The organism is Anabaena sp. CCY 9910 (genome assembly GCF_963920875.1).
In the GTDB taxonomy this organism is placed as follows: domain Bacteria; phylum Cyanobacteriota; class Cyanobacteriia; order Cyanobacteriales; family Nostocaceae; genus Trichormus; species Trichormus variabilis.
Window position 1 is genome coordinate 41,393 of sequence record NZ_CAWUDJ010000042.1, and the last position, 16,472, is coordinate 57,864.

The 16,472-nt window shown below is 42.2% G+C and carries 16 protein-coding genes; 5 read left to right on the top strand and 11 right to left on the bottom strand.

Features of this window, described 5'->3' with window-relative positions:
• Positions 1-74: 74 nt before the first annotated feature.
• The gene (locus ACM5QX_RS23715; RefSeq protein WP_414755798.1) at positions 75-1,829 is read right to left on the bottom strand and encodes an N-acetylmuramoyl-L-alanine amidase; all 1,755 of its coding nucleotides are present in this window, start codon (positions 1,827-1,829) and stop codon (positions 75-77) included.
• 96 nt (positions 1,830-1,925) lie between these two features.
• Between ACM5QX_RS23715 and ACM5QX_RS23720 the strand changes: the two genes are divergently transcribed.
• Entirely contained in the window at positions 1,926-3,563 is a 1,638-nt protein-coding gene (locus tag ACM5QX_RS23720; protein WP_414755786.1) for a CTP synthase, read from the top strand.
• A 259-nt stretch (positions 3,564-3,822) separates the two neighbouring features.
• Entirely contained in the window at positions 3,823-4,245 is a 423-nt protein-coding gene (locus ACM5QX_RS23725; RefSeq protein ID WP_414755787.1) for a hypothetical protein, read from the top strand.
• Positions 4,246-4,308: 63 nt separating this feature from the next.
• Here ACM5QX_RS23725 and ACM5QX_RS23730 read toward each other — a convergent pair whose 3' ends face one another.
• The 3 genes from ACM5QX_RS23730 to ACM5QX_RS23740 form a co-directional block, all read right to left on the bottom strand.
• On the bottom strand, positions 4,309-5,244 hold the full coding sequence (locus ACM5QX_RS23730; RefSeq protein WP_414755788.1) for an ROK family protein: 936 nt from the start codon (positions 5,242-5,244) through the stop codon (positions 4,309-4,311).
• A 55-nt stretch (positions 5,245-5,299) separates the two neighbouring features.
• Positions 5,300-5,503, bottom strand: coding sequence for a hypothetical protein (locus ACM5QX_RS23735; RefSeq protein ID WP_414755789.1), 204 nt, complete (start codon positions 5,501-5,503; stop codon positions 5,300-5,302).
• Positions 5,504-5,598: 95 nt separating this feature from the next.
• Positions 5,599-6,489 carry an ABC transporter permease gene (locus ACM5QX_RS23740; RefSeq protein ID WP_414755790.1) on the bottom strand — a complete coding sequence of 297 codons (891 nt, stop codon included), beginning with the start codon at positions 6,487-6,489 and terminating at the stop codon, positions 5,599-5,601.
• Between the two features lie 132 nt (positions 6,490-6,621).
• Between ACM5QX_RS23740 and ACM5QX_RS23745 the strand changes: the two genes are divergently transcribed.
• On the top strand, positions 6,622-7,083 hold the full coding sequence (locus ACM5QX_RS23745) for a hypothetical protein (RefSeq protein ID WP_414755791.1): 462 nt from the start codon (positions 6,622-6,624) through the stop codon (positions 7,081-7,083).
• Between the two features lie 47 nt (positions 7,084-7,130).
• Here the strand turns inward: ACM5QX_RS23745 and ACM5QX_RS23750 are convergent, their stop codons facing one another.
• From ACM5QX_RS23750 to ACM5QX_RS23775, 6 genes are all read right to left on the bottom strand, one after another.
• Positions 7,131-7,529, bottom strand: a complete 399-nt coding sequence (locus ACM5QX_RS23750; protein ID WP_414755799.1) for a nuclear transport factor 2 family protein — start codon at positions 7,527-7,529, stop codon at positions 7,131-7,133.
• A gap of 116 nt (positions 7,530-7,645) precedes the next feature.
• Complete coding sequence (hisS, locus tag ACM5QX_RS23755) at positions 7,646-9,034, bottom strand: histidine--tRNA ligase (RefSeq protein ID WP_414755792.1); 1,389 nt, start codon at positions 9,032-9,034, stop codon at positions 7,646-7,648.
• Between the two features lie 33 nt (positions 9,035-9,067).
• Positions 9,068-10,348, bottom strand: coding sequence for a 3-phosphoshikimate 1-carboxyvinyltransferase (gene aroA / locus ACM5QX_RS23760; protein ID WP_414755793.1), 1,281 nt, complete (start codon positions 10,346-10,348; stop codon positions 9,068-9,070).
• Positions 10,349-10,418: 70 nt separating this feature from the next.
• On the bottom strand, positions 10,419-10,991 hold the full coding sequence (locus ACM5QX_RS23765) for a Uma2 family endonuclease (RefSeq protein WP_414755794.1): 573 nt from the start codon (positions 10,989-10,991) through the stop codon (positions 10,419-10,421).
• 192 nt (positions 10,992-11,183) lie between these two features.
• Positions 11,184-12,605 (bottom strand): aldehyde dehydrogenase family protein, encoded by a 1,422-nt coding sequence (locus ACM5QX_RS23770; protein WP_414755795.1) that lies wholly within the window; start codon positions 12,603-12,605, stop codon positions 11,184-11,186.
• A gap of 149 nt (positions 12,606-12,754) precedes the next feature.
• The gene (locus ACM5QX_RS23775; RefSeq protein ID WP_414755796.1) at positions 12,755-13,507 is read right to left on the bottom strand and encodes a red chlorophyll catabolite reductase; all 753 of its coding nucleotides are present in this window, start codon (positions 13,505-13,507) and stop codon (positions 12,755-12,757) included.
• A gap of 626 nt (positions 13,508-14,133) precedes the next feature.
• On the opposite strand from ACM5QX_RS23775, the gene ACM5QX_RS23780 reads away from it, so the two are divergent.
• Positions 14,134-14,529, top strand: coding sequence for a hypothetical protein (locus tag ACM5QX_RS23780; protein WP_011319041.1), 396 nt, complete (start codon positions 14,134-14,136; stop codon positions 14,527-14,529).
• Between the two features lie 140 nt (positions 14,530-14,669).
• Here the strand turns inward: ACM5QX_RS23780 and ACM5QX_RS23785 are convergent, their stop codons facing one another.
• Entirely contained in the window at positions 14,670-15,323 is a 654-nt protein-coding gene (locus ACM5QX_RS23785) for a DUF3386 domain-containing protein (protein WP_414755797.1), read from the bottom strand.
• Between the two features lie 102 nt (positions 15,324-15,425).
• Here ACM5QX_RS23785 and ACM5QX_RS23790 point away from each other — a divergent pair, with 102 nt between their 5' ends.
• The gene (locus ACM5QX_RS23790; RefSeq protein WP_011319039.1) at positions 15,426-16,100 is read left to right on the top strand and encodes a LuxR C-terminal-related transcriptional regulator; all 675 of its coding nucleotides are present in this window, start codon (positions 15,426-15,428) and stop codon (positions 16,098-16,100) included.
• Positions 16,101-16,472: the final 372 nt, after the last annotated feature.

Here is a 16,472-nt window from a genome sequence, read left to right on the forward strand (position 1 = left end):
ATCATAATAATACATTAATCAAGCACTGGAGGTTAACAGCGATCGCTCTCAGTGCTTAATTAATGTATAAAAAATTACTTGTTTTTACTAAACCACTCAGTTACACCCTCAGCCAAAACCTTAGCTAACTTCTTCTGCTCTTGGGGATTTGTCACCCACTCAAATTCATCGGGATTACTCATAAAACCTAACTCTAATAAGACTGAAGGGGCGGCGGCTGGGCGCGTCAGGGCGAGGTTATTCCAAAACACACCGTAGGATGGTCTACGGAGTTTATTTACGAGATAATTGTGCATAAACACAGCTAGGTCATGGGCTTGAGTATTGTACCAAAAAGTACCAACTCCCTTAGTGTTTTCCGCATCGCCAGAATCGGGGAGAGCGTTGTAATGGACGGAAAGGGCGATCGCTGGTTCTTCTCGATTGATAATTGCTTGACGCTCTGGCAAAGACACATCCCGATCATCATCCCTAGTCATCACTACATTTGCCCCTAATTTGAGCAATTCATCACGCAATAACTTAGATACTGCCAGATTTACGTCCTTTTCTAAATATCCAGTCGGCCCAGTTGCGCCAGATTCTTTACCACCATGACCAGGATCGAGTAGAATCTTGATACCAGATAAGGGCTTTTGCCTATTCTGCCTGATAACAGGCGCATGGCGTAAAGCTAACACCAGGGTTGTACCGTCGTATCTCAGCTTATATCCCCACTGTTGAGCTTTTTTCAGGTTGAAGGTGTATTTTACCTCTCCTGATGTTGTTTGCTGCCAATCTAGACGAGAAATTAGAGGGTCATCATCAAGGCGAATAATATCTGTTTGGGCAGTGGTGTTGTAGAGTGTCAGGGTGAAAGTTTTTTCTCCTTGTTGCACACTCACAGGTACAGGGGTTTGAAGAGGGAAAAGCATTTCTGTTGTACCTGGAAGTCTTCGATATCCGACACTACGTATAACAGTCCGTGGCGGAACGCTTCCTGGAAGAATGCGGGTTTCCTGACTATTAATCCAAGCACCATAGTCTAGGCGAAACCATTCACCTTCTTTACCTGTGACAGTGGCTCGCGTTCCCTTAGGCAGTGGTGTAAGTCGAGAAAAATCGGTACTAGGGCCAGTCCGGGCAACTCCTGCGTCTGCTACCACCTCAGCTACAGGTAACTGCGTGGGTGAGAGAATTGTAATTTTGCCAGCACTTGGTTGAGTTATCGTCTTACCATTAAGTGTCAGTTGGTATTGAGGTTGTTCCAAATCTGTTGCAACTGATACTGTTGTGCAACCCTCATACTTTCCTGGGATAGACTGGGTAGTGGGTTGATTTTGTCCAGTGAGCGCAGCCAAATTACTTGGTAGTATTGCTTGTTGTGGTTGAGGTAAAAGTGCCACAGTTTGATTACCCAGTTTCACAGAGACACTGGCGTTAGGAGGTGCAATAGCGCTAAAACAAATTAGTTCTCCGGGTAGTCTGGCAATGTCGGCAGTTGGTGTGAGAGAACCTTTAGCAAAAGCTAAACCCTGTGGTAGCTCTGGTTGATTACTCAGCCTTGTCACCTTAATCTGAAGCTCTTGATTTTGGTGGCGTACTGTAAAGATATTCTCTCCTAACTGTAAGGGAAAACTTGGGGCAAAATGGCCAGACCGACTGCGATTAATTGGCTTACCATTAACGAGAACTTGGCCGTTTGGTGGTGCTGTACCAATAAAAAAGATTTTTTCTGCACTAGTCTGGTGGTTTGTCGGCGGATAAACAACTTTGAGAGGTGAGGAAGACAAAGCAACGGAGGAGGTGACAACGCAGCTTAATATTACTGGGATGAGAACTTTTTTCACAGCAGTATCACAGAAGTATTCACTATGTGACTGTGGCACAATGACGAGATGGATTTTGGAAGGTATCGTTAGCAGTTGATAAAAATTCAAACTACTATGACTAAGTTTATCTTTGTTACTGGAGGTGTTGTTTCCAGTATTGGCAAAGGCATTGTAGCAGCAAGTCTAGGCCGTTTACTCAAATCACGAGATTATTCGGTGTCGATTTTAAAACTCGACCCCTATATTAATATTGATCCGGGTACAATGAGTCCCTTTCAACACGGTGAAGTTTTCGTTACCCAAGATGGCGCAGAAACAGATTTAGATTTGGGACATTACGAACGCTTCACCGATACTTCGATGTCACGCCTCAATAGTGTTACCACTGGTTCGATTTACCAAGCGGTAATCATGCGTGAGCGTCGCGGTGACTACAATGGTGGCACAGTACAGGTAATTCCTCATATTACCAATGAAATTAAAGAACGGATTTTGTCAGTTGCTAAAGAAACAAATCCCTCTGTAGTCATTACCGAAATTGGTGGGACGGTGGGTGATATTGAATCGCTACCGTTTTTAGAAGCTATTCGCCAGCTACGCAAACAGGTGGGACGGCAAAATGTGTTGTATATGCACGTTACCCTCATGCCTTATATTGCTTCGGCGGGGGAGATGAAGACTAAACCTACACAGCATTCTGTTAAGGAACTGAGATCCATTGGTATTCAACCAGATATTCTAGTATGTCGGAGCGATCGCCCCATACCTAGAGGATTAAAACAGAAATTGTCAGAATTCTGTGATGTTCCCGTTGAATGCGTCATCACTTCTCAAGATGCCAGAAGTATTTACGAAGTCCCGCTCATTCTGGAAGGGGAAGGACTGGCAGAACAAACACTCAAGTTGTTACAAATGGAACAACGCCAACCAAACCTGGAGAAATGGCAGGCGATGGTACAAGGATTATATAGTCCTAAACACACGGTAGAAATTGCCATTGTTGGTAAATATGTCAGCTTGGGCGATGCGTATTTATCGGTGGTAGAGGCGTTACGCCATGCCGCAATTGCTACTCAAGGAGATTTACAATTGCGGTGGATAAATTCTGAAGATTTGGAAACCCAATCACCAGAAACCTACCTTGCAGGTGTAGATGGCATCGTTGTACCAGGGGGTTTTGGTACGCGTGGGGTAGATGGCAAAATTGCCGCCATTAAATACGCACGCGATCGCCAGATTCCTTTCTTAGGTTTATGCTTAGGAATGCAATGTTCTGTCATTGAATGGGCGAGAAATGTTGGCGGGTTAGTTGGTGCTAATAGTGCAGAATTTGATTCATCCACCAAATATCCTGTAATTAACCTGTTACCAGAACAGCAAGATGTGGTGGATTTAGGTGGAACCATGCGCTTAGGCGTGTATCCTTGCCATATTCTTCCCAATACTTTAGCGTCTAAGCTTTACCAAGCAGAAATCATTCAAGAACGCCATCGTCATCGCTATGAGTTCAACAATGATTATCGTCAACTGTTATTAGATTCTGGCTATGTAATTAGTGGCACATCTCCTGATGGCCGCCTAGTGGAAATTGTGGAATATCCACAACATCCATTCTTTATCTCTTGCCAGTTCCACCCAGAATTTCAATCGCGGCCTAACACGCCCCATCCTTTGTTTACAGGCTTTGTCCAAGCTGCGATCGCTCAAAGTCATCCTACCGCTAATTTCCAGACACCAGTGAAAGTGTCCTAAAAATTCAATGGTCTGGGGTATAGGGGTGTCAGGGTGTAGGGGAAAGACATTTACCTGAACTATAGTGTAATTTATTACATATAAGCCAATTGTGAAATTATTACACTAAAAGCTGATCAATCCTGTTCCCTATCCCCTACCAGAAAATAAAATTTTGGGATTTTCCAGAGAAATCCGAGTAAATTAACTTAGAACGTCAACAGATTGCATAACATACAGGGTAAGCATCATTCATGAATTTCGGACTTGAGGAGCTGTTGTGGCGTACTGGGTGAAACTTATATATGAGAAGAAAGAATATGTAATCAATTTTGACCGTGTAAACGCTTTTTGTTATGAAAAGAACGGCAGGGTAACATTTTGGTTACCTGACTGTGCCATTCCGATTATAATCAACCCCCAAACCGACTTAGAAGACTATCACAAAATCCTAGAATATCTAGAACAAGTGACTACCGTGGCAGTAGAAAATGCCTATTGGGTAAAAATCATTTATGAAAGAAATGAATATGTAATTAATCTCAATTGCATTAGTTCCTTTTGTCAAGAAACCAACGGCAGAATAACTTTTTGGCTACCAGATGGTACTATTCCCATCATCATCAACCCCGTAAGTAATCCAGATTCTTATAAAAAGGTTTTGCAATACGTCCAAAAAACCACAGGGCATTCTTTTTCTTAGTCAATAGTCAATAGTCAATAGTCAATAGTCAATAGTCAATAGTCAATGGTCAATGGTCTTGAATTACCAATTACCAAACTTTTCCCAAGCTAATCTTGCTGCACCTACCATCCCGGCTGAGTTACCTAACTCTGCTGGCAAGATTTGTAACCCTGCGCGAGATGTGGACATAACCCGCTTTTCGATTTCGGCTTTGAGAGTTGGTAAGAAAAACTCATGGCTAGCACTGACACCACCGCCAAGCACGATCGCCTGTGGTGTGAGAACATAAATTAAACTCGTTAAACCTATACCTAAATTTTGTCCGTATTCTTGCCAAAATTGTAAGGCTTCTATATCTCCAGCTTGAGCTAGCATACCTAATTCCGCAGGTTCTTTACCAGTCAGGCGACGAATAGCTTTAATGGAAGTGTACTGCTCTAAAGAACCTGGGTTGCCGCTTTTACACATGGGGCCATCTGGTTGGAGTGTAATTAATCCCAGTTCCCCAGCCGCGCCACGATGTCCGACAAATAATTTGCCACCTAAAAAAATTGCGCCACCAACACCAGTCCCCAAAGTTAGCATTATAAAATTTTGGTAGTGGCGACCGGCTCCTAACCACGCCTCAGCAATTCCTGCACAGTTGGCATCATTTTCAATTACCGTCGGCTTGTTAGTTTTCGCTTCTAACCAATCAGCCAAAGGCACATTTTCCCATTGGGGTAAGTTAATAGCAATTTGGGCAATGCGTCCTTGTGCATCAGCCGGGCCAGGAGTACCCACACCAATAGCTATAGTTTCATTATCTGGGTCAATTTGCGCGATCGCATCCACCATTACCAGAAAAACCGCTTCTGGGGTTGCTGGTTGGGGAGTCGCCACAGTCAAAGATTGTGAACAAGTCCCATCTTCCCTAAATCGCCCCAGTTTAATTGCTGTTCCCCCCAAATCAATCCCAATTACTTGAGAATTCCCCACGTTCAATTCCTCACACCAAACCACCACAGCAGAAATCATCAGCTTTGACTAAGCTGACGATAATTACCCATTTGGGGTATTTCACAAAAGCATATTAGCTTTTTGGGATTTCTGGGCCAAAAAATTCTAAGTTCTCAGTTTTTTTGCTTGTAACTCTTGAACTTGTAACCACACTGGCACTAAAACTCGATTTATCTTGCCAAGCCATGACGGGCGCACCTCTCAAAATTCCCGCCAACGCCACAGAAAGCATAAATCCACCAGCAGCAGCAGCTATCAACGAAATGTTATCTTTCACTTTAATCTCTCAGTAATTAATAAGAAATTGTTGTCAGAGACGCGATTAATCGCGTCTGTACAATTGTCCATAATCTAATGACTATTGACCAATGACTATTTCCGATTTTCTCCTCGTAATCGAGGATTGACAAATTCATTTAACCCCTCTCCAAGTAGTGATAACCCTACTACCATGAATGTCATTGCTAAACCGGGAAATAGTGTAGTCCACCAAATCCCAGTGGGGAGTGCTTCTAGAGCTTGTTTTAAATCATGCCCCCATTCTGGTACTTCTTCCGGTAATCCTAGCCCTAAAAAACCCAAACCGCCTAGTACCAAAATTGCATCGGCGGCGTTGAGGGTGAAAAGTACGGGTACGCTTTGAATGACATTGAAAAACAGATAACGAGAAAGCACAATCCAAGTAGAAGCACCCATTGCTTGCGCTGCTTCGATGAATACTTCCGTTTTGACGCTGACGGTGTGGTTACGTACAACGCGGTAGTATTGAGGAATGTATGCGATACTAATAGCGATCGCTGCATTTAAGATTCCTCTGCCTACTACAAACGCCAGAGTTACCGATAGTAGCAGTCCCGGTAAGGTGTAGATACTGTCCATGAGAAACAGTAACGCCTTGTCTAACCTACCGCCAAGGTAGCCACTCACCATCCCCAACGGCACGCCAACTATCATACTCAGCGCCGTGGCTAAAATCACCACTTGCAACGCTGCTTGTGCGCCAAATAAAGTGCGAGAAAAAACATCATGTCCTAAAAGAGTTGTGCCGAACCAATGTTTGGCTGATGGTGCTTCTTGAGGAGTGTTAGCCAGAAACTCTCTAGGGTTTTGTATCCATCCCCAACTTTGGAATACAGGCGCGAAGAATGCCAAGAAGATGAAAAATAGGGTGATGGCTAACCCAATCAGCATTAATTTTTGGGAAAGGTTGGGCTTTTTGACAAAAAGTCCCCATTTTGGCAGTATACGTTTAGTGATGGTCATGAGCGATACCTACGGTAAGCTACGCTAACGCCTGCATAGCACAAGATACGCTGACCATTTTACATATCAATGTGAAGATTGGGGATTAGTGTATATTTATTATTGTACTCGACGCTCTCATGAGGGCTGTCAATGAATAAAGTGTTGGATGAATCCCTTTCTCTAAAAGTTGCTGAAAGCATCAAAAGCAAGGCAAATAAGCCCTTTGATAATGCTTATAAAGCTGCATTAGCAACCCAGGGAGCCACTTACGTCCAAGGATTCCTGATTGCTGGTAAGCCATACAAACCTAAAGAACATGGTTGGATTGAGTTAGGGGATAGTGTTATTGACCCTACATTACCTCATCTGCATAAGAAGCCTGAAGAACTCTGGTATTTTGCTGCACAAAGTTTGAGTGTGAAAAAACTCAAAGCGGTGATAGAAGAATCAAAAGAAGATTATCCCGAAGATGACCCATTACCCATCTATGGTGAAGCACCCTACGAATATTATGGTGATATCATGCTCGGTGGTCAGGAATACCTAGACGCTTATCAAGCCGCAGAGGCAAAATGTCAGGAATTACAAGCAATCCAAGCTCAAAATAATTAAATTAAGGTTGGGGATTGGGGAATAAATTAATTTTCAATAACCAAATCTTAATTAGATTTACCATCACTACCAAAATACTCTCGATAGCTACAAATTTTGTCGCCACGCACATCAAAAGAAACTGCTACGCGATTCTTATAAGGTTTTCCTAAAAATAGTCCCTCATCTCGAAACTCAAAGACTACTGTTGTTTCATTACTAGTCACACGGTCTAGGGATGATATTTGTATTCCAGTATGAAAAGACTCAGAAACATACGTAAAAAATTCTTTGGCTCTTTCCTTACCTACATTCAAGCCATGAAATTCCCCCATTGGAAACCAAAAGGTAAAATCTTCGGTTAGCATATCGAGAAATTTTTGCCATTCTCCCGTTGCTAAACCTTGAGTAAAATATTCAAATCCTTGATGAGCGACTTTTAGAGTGTTATCTGAGTAGTGTGTCATCATTACTAAGCTATTTTGTTTCTAAGTAGCACAATCTATCTTGAAGACAGTCAACAGCTAAATTTAAGGGATGCGATCGCCTATGGTAGAGTGTAGGCTACTGTGCAATTTAAAATTTACGTTAGTCTGCGTTTAACTTCTTCCGGTAAATCTGCTAGTGCTACTTCTACTTGCTCACCAGACTTTAAGTCTTTGAGGGATGACTTTTGTGCTGCGGCTTCATCAGCACCGATGATGACACAAAATTGAATGCCTTGTTTATCTGCTGCTTGAAATTGCTTACCTAACTGGCGTTTTTCAAAGTTTGTAATTACATTCAGTCCTGCTTGACGCAACTGTTGCGAAACTTTTAAATAAGTTGGCATGAGGTCATCCTGCATATTTACTACCACTACCTGTGCTGGAGTAGGCGGTAAGGTGTTAAGAATCCCTGCTTTCAGTAAGCGGCTAATTAAGCGAGTTAAGCCGATGGAAATACCCACACCTGGCATTTTCTCACCTATAAATGTGCCGACCAACTCTTCATATCTGCCACCAGAACAAATGCTCCCTAAAGCTTCGTGTCCTATCAGCGTTGTTTCGTAAACTGTGCCTGTATAGTAATTTAGCCCACGAGCGATCGCTAAATCAATACAAAAGCGTTTGTCAGGAACTCCCAAGTTACGCACGCCTGTAATTACTGTTTCTAATTCGCTGACACCTAGATTAAATTGCTCTGATTCTGGCAGGGTTTGTGAGAGATGTTTGAGTTTATCTAATACATCATCGACGCTACCATCAATTTTGATAAAATCTATAATTTTCTGTGTTTGTTCTGGGTTAATACCTTCTTTCTCTAACTCTAATTTAACTTTAGCTTCACCGATTTTTTCGAGATTATCGATAATGCCAATACAAGATTTAATTTGCGTTTCTGATATGTCTAAAGATTGGAAAAATCCTGTTAAAACTTTTCGATTATTGATACGAATTAAAAAGTCACCAATATTAACTGCTTCAAATATTTCGGTGATAATTGCCGGCATTTGAGCATCATAGAGCAAGCTGAGTTTTTCTCGTCCAACTACATCGATATCACATTGGCGAAATTGACGAAATCGTCCATCCTTGGCTCTTTCTCCGCGAAAAACCACGTCCATTTGATAACGAGCAAAGGGAAAAGTTAACTCATTTAAGTGACGGGCAATATAAGCTGCTAAAGGCACAGTTTGGTCAAATTTTAAAGCTCTGGCTTCTGAACCTGTTTCCCCAGATTTATCTTTTTCTGCTTGGCGGTTTGGTGGCAGAATTGGGTCGATACCATAAATAATATTATCCCCTTGATTACCTTTAGCTTGTAGTACCTCTAAACGTTCAACTGCGGGAGTTTCAATAGGTGTAAATCCATAGCTTTCATAAACTCTACGGATGGTATCTAGTAAATATAATTCTAGGCGCTTTTCGCTAGGTAGAAATTCAGGAAAGCCGCTAGGAGTTGAGAAGTTAATTTTGTCGTTTTTTGCCATGCGTCTATTTTTGTTAAATCAATTGACAACTGACTATTGTCCAATCATTTTAAAGAATCGAGTAAAGTAGTCGGGGAATGTTTTGGCTGTACAACCTGGGTCTTGAATCACAATACCGGGGGTTTTTAAGCCTGTAACTGCAAAAGCCATTGCCATTCTATGATCGTGGTAGGTTTCGATGGCGGCTGGGTTGATGGGGGTTGGTTCAATTTTCATGCCATCAGCAAATTCTTCAACTTTCACGCCTAAGCGACGTAATTCGGTGACAACGGCGCGGATACGTTCGGTTTCTTTATAGCGGATATGTTCTACATTACGGATGATAACAGGTGAGTTGGCATAAGGGGCGATCGCTCCTAATGTTTGCACCAAATCCGACATATCATTCATATCAACGTCGATACCCTGTAATTGTTCTGGGCCTATCACTTCGGTGTAATCTTCACCCTCAAGCACCTGACAACCCATCTGTTCTAAAACATTCAGCCACAAAATATCACCTTGGCAAGATTGTTTAGTTAAATGGTTTACCCGCACTCTTCCACCAGTGACGGCGGCGGCTGCGAAAAAGTAAGACGCATTTGAGGCATCCGGTTCTATAGTATAGTGTCGAGCTTGGTAACGCTGACTTGCTTTGATATGAAATTGATTGTCGTCAGTTTGGGTGACATCTACACCAAAATCAGCCATCAGGCGACAAGTCATTTTTACATAAGATTGGGAAACCAATGTACCCTCAACCTCAATGGTTGTATCTTGTTGGGCGTAGGGTGCAATCATCAACAAAGCGGAGAGTTGCTGACTGGTTTGGTTAGCTTTGAGGCGAAAATGTCCACCTGCAAATTGCTGACCATAAATAGTGTAGGGCATAAAACCAGAGTTGCCCTCAAAGTTAATCTTTATGCCACTGTTTTGTAGCACCGTTACCAAGTCACCCATTGGACGTTCTCGCATCCGGGGAACTCCATCTAAGCGATATTCGCCATTACCAAGTGCTACTAATGCCGTGATAAATCTTGCTGCTGTACCAGCTAAACCCACAAACAAATCAGCTTGTTTTGCAGGAATTTCCCCCCCCTTACCTGAAACTTGGATTTGCGCCAGATGAGGATTGAGTGTGATGGGAATACCCAACTGCTCTACACATTTAGCAAAATATTCACTATCTTCACTAAATAAGGCATTTTCTAAAGTAGAGTCGCCTTGTGCTAAAGCAGCAACAAGCAACGCCCGATTAGTGATACTTTTGGAACCCGGAATCTCTACTGTGGCATCCACAGGACGATTTAGAGCGGGAATGGCGATGGTATCCACTTTCAACCTCTATCTGGGTAGTCAGCTACAACTTATATATGTTCCCATATGATGAAGGTTGCTGGAACAGTCATATTTTTTGATGTTTTTTTGATACACCTATCAGGCGCTCAACTTGTATTGATATATCAGGAAAGGCTAAGGGTGAAATAGTTCCTGTTGTGAGGGTTAGTTCAGTTGTGTATTGCTGGTTTTTGAGGTCACGAAAGACTTTTAACTGGTAATTTTTTAAGTCAACAACCCAATATTCATTAATACCAGCCTCAGCGTAGATTTCTTTTTTATCACCTAAGTCTTTATTTAGGGTGGCATTAGCAAATTCAATTACCCAGAAAATATCTTCTGGGTAAGGGTGATGTTTTAAGTAAATCTCACCTAACGGCTTGACAATAGCAACATCGGGCGCAGGTTCAGAATCGTTAGGTAAGGTAATTGGTTTAGCATCACGGATTTTTACTCGCTCACCAAGTAATGTGCGGAGATAATCTGCGGCTTCTGTGTTGTAGTAGGCGTGAGGTTCTCGTTCTGGGGGCATAACAATCAGGTCGCCGCGCAATAATTCCAGAGGCTGGTCGTCAAAAATGCCTGCTTCTATTGCTCGGTGATAGCGTTCTATTGTCCATTTGTAGGCAGTTACGGTCATAACACTTGATTTAGCTTTGGTTGTACCGTAAACACAAGAAGTTTAGTTTGATTTTAACCTTTGGGGCAACTGTACTGCATTCAATAAAGTTCGGTTAAGTATATGTAGGGTGGGCAATGCCCACCACAACCATCATACGGTGGGCATTGCCTACCCTACATATATTTCAGAAATCAAATACTATTCCTATATTCAATCTCCCCTATCAAACCACCAAGGATCACTAGTAGAGTTAGTTTTAATCAAAAATGCTTGTTTTCTTAAGAACCGCTTTAACCCGGCTGCACCTACACGCGAGCCACCAAGGCCAGAAAAGTTAAAAGAGTTTTTTTCTCCTTCGTGCATCATAGCAGTTAGAGCAGCATCATTAATACTGATAGCACCTGCATTTAATTGTCGAGCAACTTTTAAAGCTTCATCTTCTGAACCAGCAAACACCGCCGCACTTAATCCATAAATTGTGTCGTTGGCTAAATATACGGCTTCTTCCACGTCGGGAAAAGGCATAACCGGCATAATTGGGCCGAAAGTTTCTTCAGTCATCACCTTCATGGAGTGATTGACATTTGTCATGACTGTAGGACGACACCACCAACCACCGCCTAATTCTTCGACTTTACCACCGCAGTGAATTACTGCCCCTTTCTCAACCGCATCTAAAATATGATCGTTAATAATTCCGGCTTGTCTTTCGGCAATGATGGGGCCGATCGCTCCATCTTCAACTAAAGGGTAAGCTAGTTGTAGACGATGGGCTTTAGCTATGAGTTGATGATAAAACTCCTCAAATCTAGATTCAGCTACATAAATTCTTTCAATAGATAAACAAGATTGTCCTGTATTTACCACCGCGCCCCACAAAATAGCTGAGGTAGCTAACTCTAAATTGGCTGACTCTAAAACGATCGCCGGATCTTTGCCCCCCAGTTCCAAGTAAGCTGGAATAAAACGTCTAGCTGCGGTTTCTGCTACTTCTCTTCCTGTAGCTACACTGCCCGTAAAACATACAAAATCAACATAGTTAATTAAATTCGCTCCAGTTTCCCCGCCTCCTTCTACAAAAATTAAAATATCTCGCAACTCAGGAACTGTATTTAATGCCATCAACAGTGGTGCAACAAACCGGGGGGCTATTTCACTAGGTTTAACAACTACCGCACAACCCGCCAGCAATGCCGGAATTGTATCAATCATTGACAGCGTCAAAGGAAAATTCCACGGACTAATTACACCGACAAGGGGGTAAGGAACCAACGATTGTTGTAACGCAATAAACGGAATGCTAGTATTTTTCGCAGATGCTTGTAGTAGTTCTGGCGCTAAACCACACCAACGATCAATACTGGCGAGGAAAGAATCGATTTCTAATACAGTTATAGATAATCTGCCCGTATCATTTACCAAAGCTTCCGTTAGCTGTTCACGCCGAGAAAGTATGGCTTGCTTCCATTGCTGTAAAGCTGTGATTCTTCCTTCCACACCCAATTCTTGCCAACGAGATTGCGCCCGTCGCGCCCGGTTACATTGCTGTGCTAGCAACCTTGGTGGTGGCGGTATAATCACATAATCAAATTTTCCCGTCCGTGGATTACGAACTTCGATTGTTTTTGTCATTTGTTAGTTGTCAGTTGTAAAGCAGTGCGTTGGGGAGACAGCGCTGTGGACGGCTTTGCCGACTTGAAGCGACTGTCGTCGGGTTGCCCGATTTGTAGCAACTGCTGTTAGCGTAGCGGTAGCGACGTTAGCAGCGTCACCCGTAAAGGTCAGTTGTCACCCCAAAGCGATCGCACTAATTTATCTGTCATGTATTCGCCAAATAGCTTCACAGCAATTTTATTATCCGGGTCACGTTCAGCGATCGCTCGGCGGACAATTAAATCACGTTGCGCCAATGCAGCACGTTCTGACTCTGGTACAGGTTCCGCTTCATCTATCCAACCCAACCAACGATCCATCATCTCATGAGCTGTTGAACGGAGGGTAGCAATTGTTTCATCTGTAATTTGACTAGTGTAACAAAGGCTTGTCTGTGATTGTACCTGACGAATATAAAGAGTTTTACTGTGATATTGCTGAAAGCGGTCATCCTTGAGAAATGTTAAATATCTTTCGTTTGCAGGTTCATAATAACGGTCTAAATAATCTAAATCAGTCAACAAATCACTGCGACTGACATAATCCATGTAAAAGAATAAGTTTGGCACAGTAGCAAAAGCAAAAGCCAAATGAGGAACGCGAATCTGTGAACCTAACCAAACTGTTAAGTGCATATTGCAAAAACCTGAAATTGGTTCCCGCATCCAGGAATGCACTAGCCAATCAATTTCTGCACCAGAAAAAGTATTCAGCGAACCGTGTGCGGCTCCTACTTGAGCAGAATAATTTTGTAAATCTTTGGTAGACTCGTTTAGCCGTAGCTCAAAACGTGCGTCTAGTTTTTGGCGGAGTTCTTTGGTAATACTCCATAATTGCTCAAATCTGGCTGTATTTTCGACAGAGAGTTGCTGTTCAAGCATTGTTTGCAATCTTCCTTTTCATCAAGATGTATGCAAACAAAGTTAATTGAGAGACAAAACGTCTACATCACGCTTGTGTTTGAGTTCCCCTCTCATCCTTTATACCGTTAGTAAGAATAATTTCTTAGCAGTATCATCATCCCTGTAAGCAATACCCACCCTAATTTTATTGCCAGGGTTTTATCTTACACTTGATGTCCCAATATATTTCGCTACAGCTATATGAGACGCAGATTTCGATATGATTATACATCGCTAAAAAAATAGACTAAACCTCTGCGTACCTCCGCGCTTTCCTCCATACTCCTCTGCGCTTAAAAAATCATTTTCGTGACCAACGCAATTAGTTTTGTGACCAACACAATTAATTTCGTGACCAACACAATTAGTTTCGTGACCAACGCAATTGATTTCGTGACCAACACAATTAATTTCGTGACCAACACAATTAATTTCGTGACCAACACAATTAATTTCGTGACCAACACGAATTTTTTAAGTATTAATACGAAAAGAAATCAATAAACTTGTTAAATAAATCACAAATATTTGTAAATTTTACTGAGCCTAAACTTAGTTTTTGTAAGTCAAGCTAGACTAGTAACCAGCAAATAGGAGCGCATTTCATGTCTCGTAAAAAAGGTACATCCCCAATTCTGGAAAAAGCCGAATTAAGATCCTCTGGTCTTAAAGCAGTTGATCCTAACATGGATTTTGGGGAAGATCGCAACTTACAAAACATGACTCAAATCATAGAGCAATTGCGTGGTAAAATAGATGCTTATAATACTGCAATAGCCGTAATTAATTCATCCAAAACCGAGATTAAAGAGTTAGAAAAAACTTTAGGTGACCTCTGTGAAAAAATGTTGATTGGAGTCGCCTTTAGATATGGCAATAACAGTCGAGAATATGAAATGGCTGGTGGTGTCCGTAAAAGCGATCGCATTCGCCGCAGCACTCTCAGCCGCATAAAAGCTAGTTCAGAAACAATATCACGCAACACTTCTCAGAGTGCATAGTTTAAAATTTTCCCCGACGCAAGGAAAAGTTTGCAGGGGGGTTATTCCAAATTTATAGTTACATTAAGTAAAGGGAACACCACAATTAGGTATCCCCTTTATTTATATGATTACACTTGTTAATATCTCAAGCACTCAGCTTAAGCAACAGGTGTCAACAATTTAATGTTAGAGAAAGCAAACTCTTGAATAGCAATTTTACCTGCTGTTTCCGTACGAATCTCACGACGATTAAGAATGAAATAATTTCCCACCTTTTCGTACTCATCTACAAAGTTGCTGACTCCGCCTCTTTGTTCCCCAGTTTTGGGTTCATGATACACAGAATCATAAGTGTGAGATAAATAACCTTCTCCAGTGTCGTGAACACCAAAGGTATTAATAGTCACAACTACACCATGAATATGACGGTGAACGAGAGTAACAACATTATTTTGGACTTTATAGCGATCGCCTTCAGCTTTACCGCCCATCAAAATTTCCACAGCACCATTCTCGTCAGTCGCACCATAACGGAAAGTGTTTGCACCGTGGGTTTCTTCAAAGGTACGGCGGACACGGTGAATCGCAATTTCCCAAGCCTGACCGTGAATAGCTTTCTTAGCCGATTCGTCATCTACACCCAAAACTTCCGCCTTGAGTTCGGCATTAACGATAACTTGACCAGTAATAACTTTATCGTCATCCTTAAAAGTAATATCTGCTGAATACCCAGGAAAATCTTTATCCCAGGTGTAACGGTTGTCATAAGCAGCCCGGAAAAGTTCCTGAGCAGAGAGTTGTGTAACTGTCATGTGCTTCTCCTAGCGCGATTAGTTATAGTCGCTTTTTAGTTTTGCTGGTATTAGCATAGAAGTAATTGTTGAGTCCCGCATAGACCCCAAACGGGTACACTTATGCCTACTTCTCTACATGATGTATTTCATGCGATCGCCAACATCCGTAATGAGCAAGAATTACAACCAACGCTCATGGATAAAATTGGCGAATATTTTGGTGTGCAACATTGGGGTATCTATTTAATAGATAGTGAATCAAAACCTGATACCGAAACACAGAGCATCCCCGCCGTCTGCCTAGAAAGTAACCCCGTAGGTCGTTATGTAGTCGAACGCCACGCCCCCGCCCATGAACAACTGATCCTCACCCCAGAAGACTGGAAAGACTTCTGCCCACGCCACGACCACGGACACGTCATGACCGGGCCGATAATTTGCGATGGTCGTCTCATCGGCACACTCAACTTCGCCCGCGACAAAGGAAAACCAGCTTTTACCGCCAACGACTTAGCCGACCTCAGCGCCCTTTGCATCCATTTATCAGCCAAACTCGCCACCCTACGAACAAACCCCAACATATTTAAATCCTCCACAACCAATCCTTTAACACCCCGCGAACTACAAATTGCTGAATTAGTAGCACAAGGACTAACCAACGCAGAAATCGCCGAAAAGCTATGGATTACTCAAAACTCCGTTAAACAAGCCCTTAAAAGAATGTTCCGCAAACTTGGAGTGTCAGCCCGTGCCGAAATGGTAGCCAGACTGCAAGATCAGCTAATTCATAGATAAAATAAAAAAATTAGAAATTTTAAGTGCTACAAACCTTGCCTATTAAGCTTTGTAGCCTTTCCATGCCTTAACAACGTTGGCAATTTAGAAAAAAAATTGAATTCCCCCCTTGACGAACCTAAAAATACTCGCTATTCTAGTTTAAGTGTTGAGGCGAGAGAGCCGAAACAACCGAACCGAGAAAAAAGAATACTTTGAAAGCTTAGAAACAACCAATCCTCGTCAAATGAATTGGTTTTGGGATTTCCCAAAAACTTAAGAAATTATAGCAAGGAATCTGAAAAAGAAATTTTTCAGATAACAAACTCGAAACACAACAAAACGGAGAGTTTGATCCTGGCTCAGGATGAACGCTGGCGGTATGCTTAACAC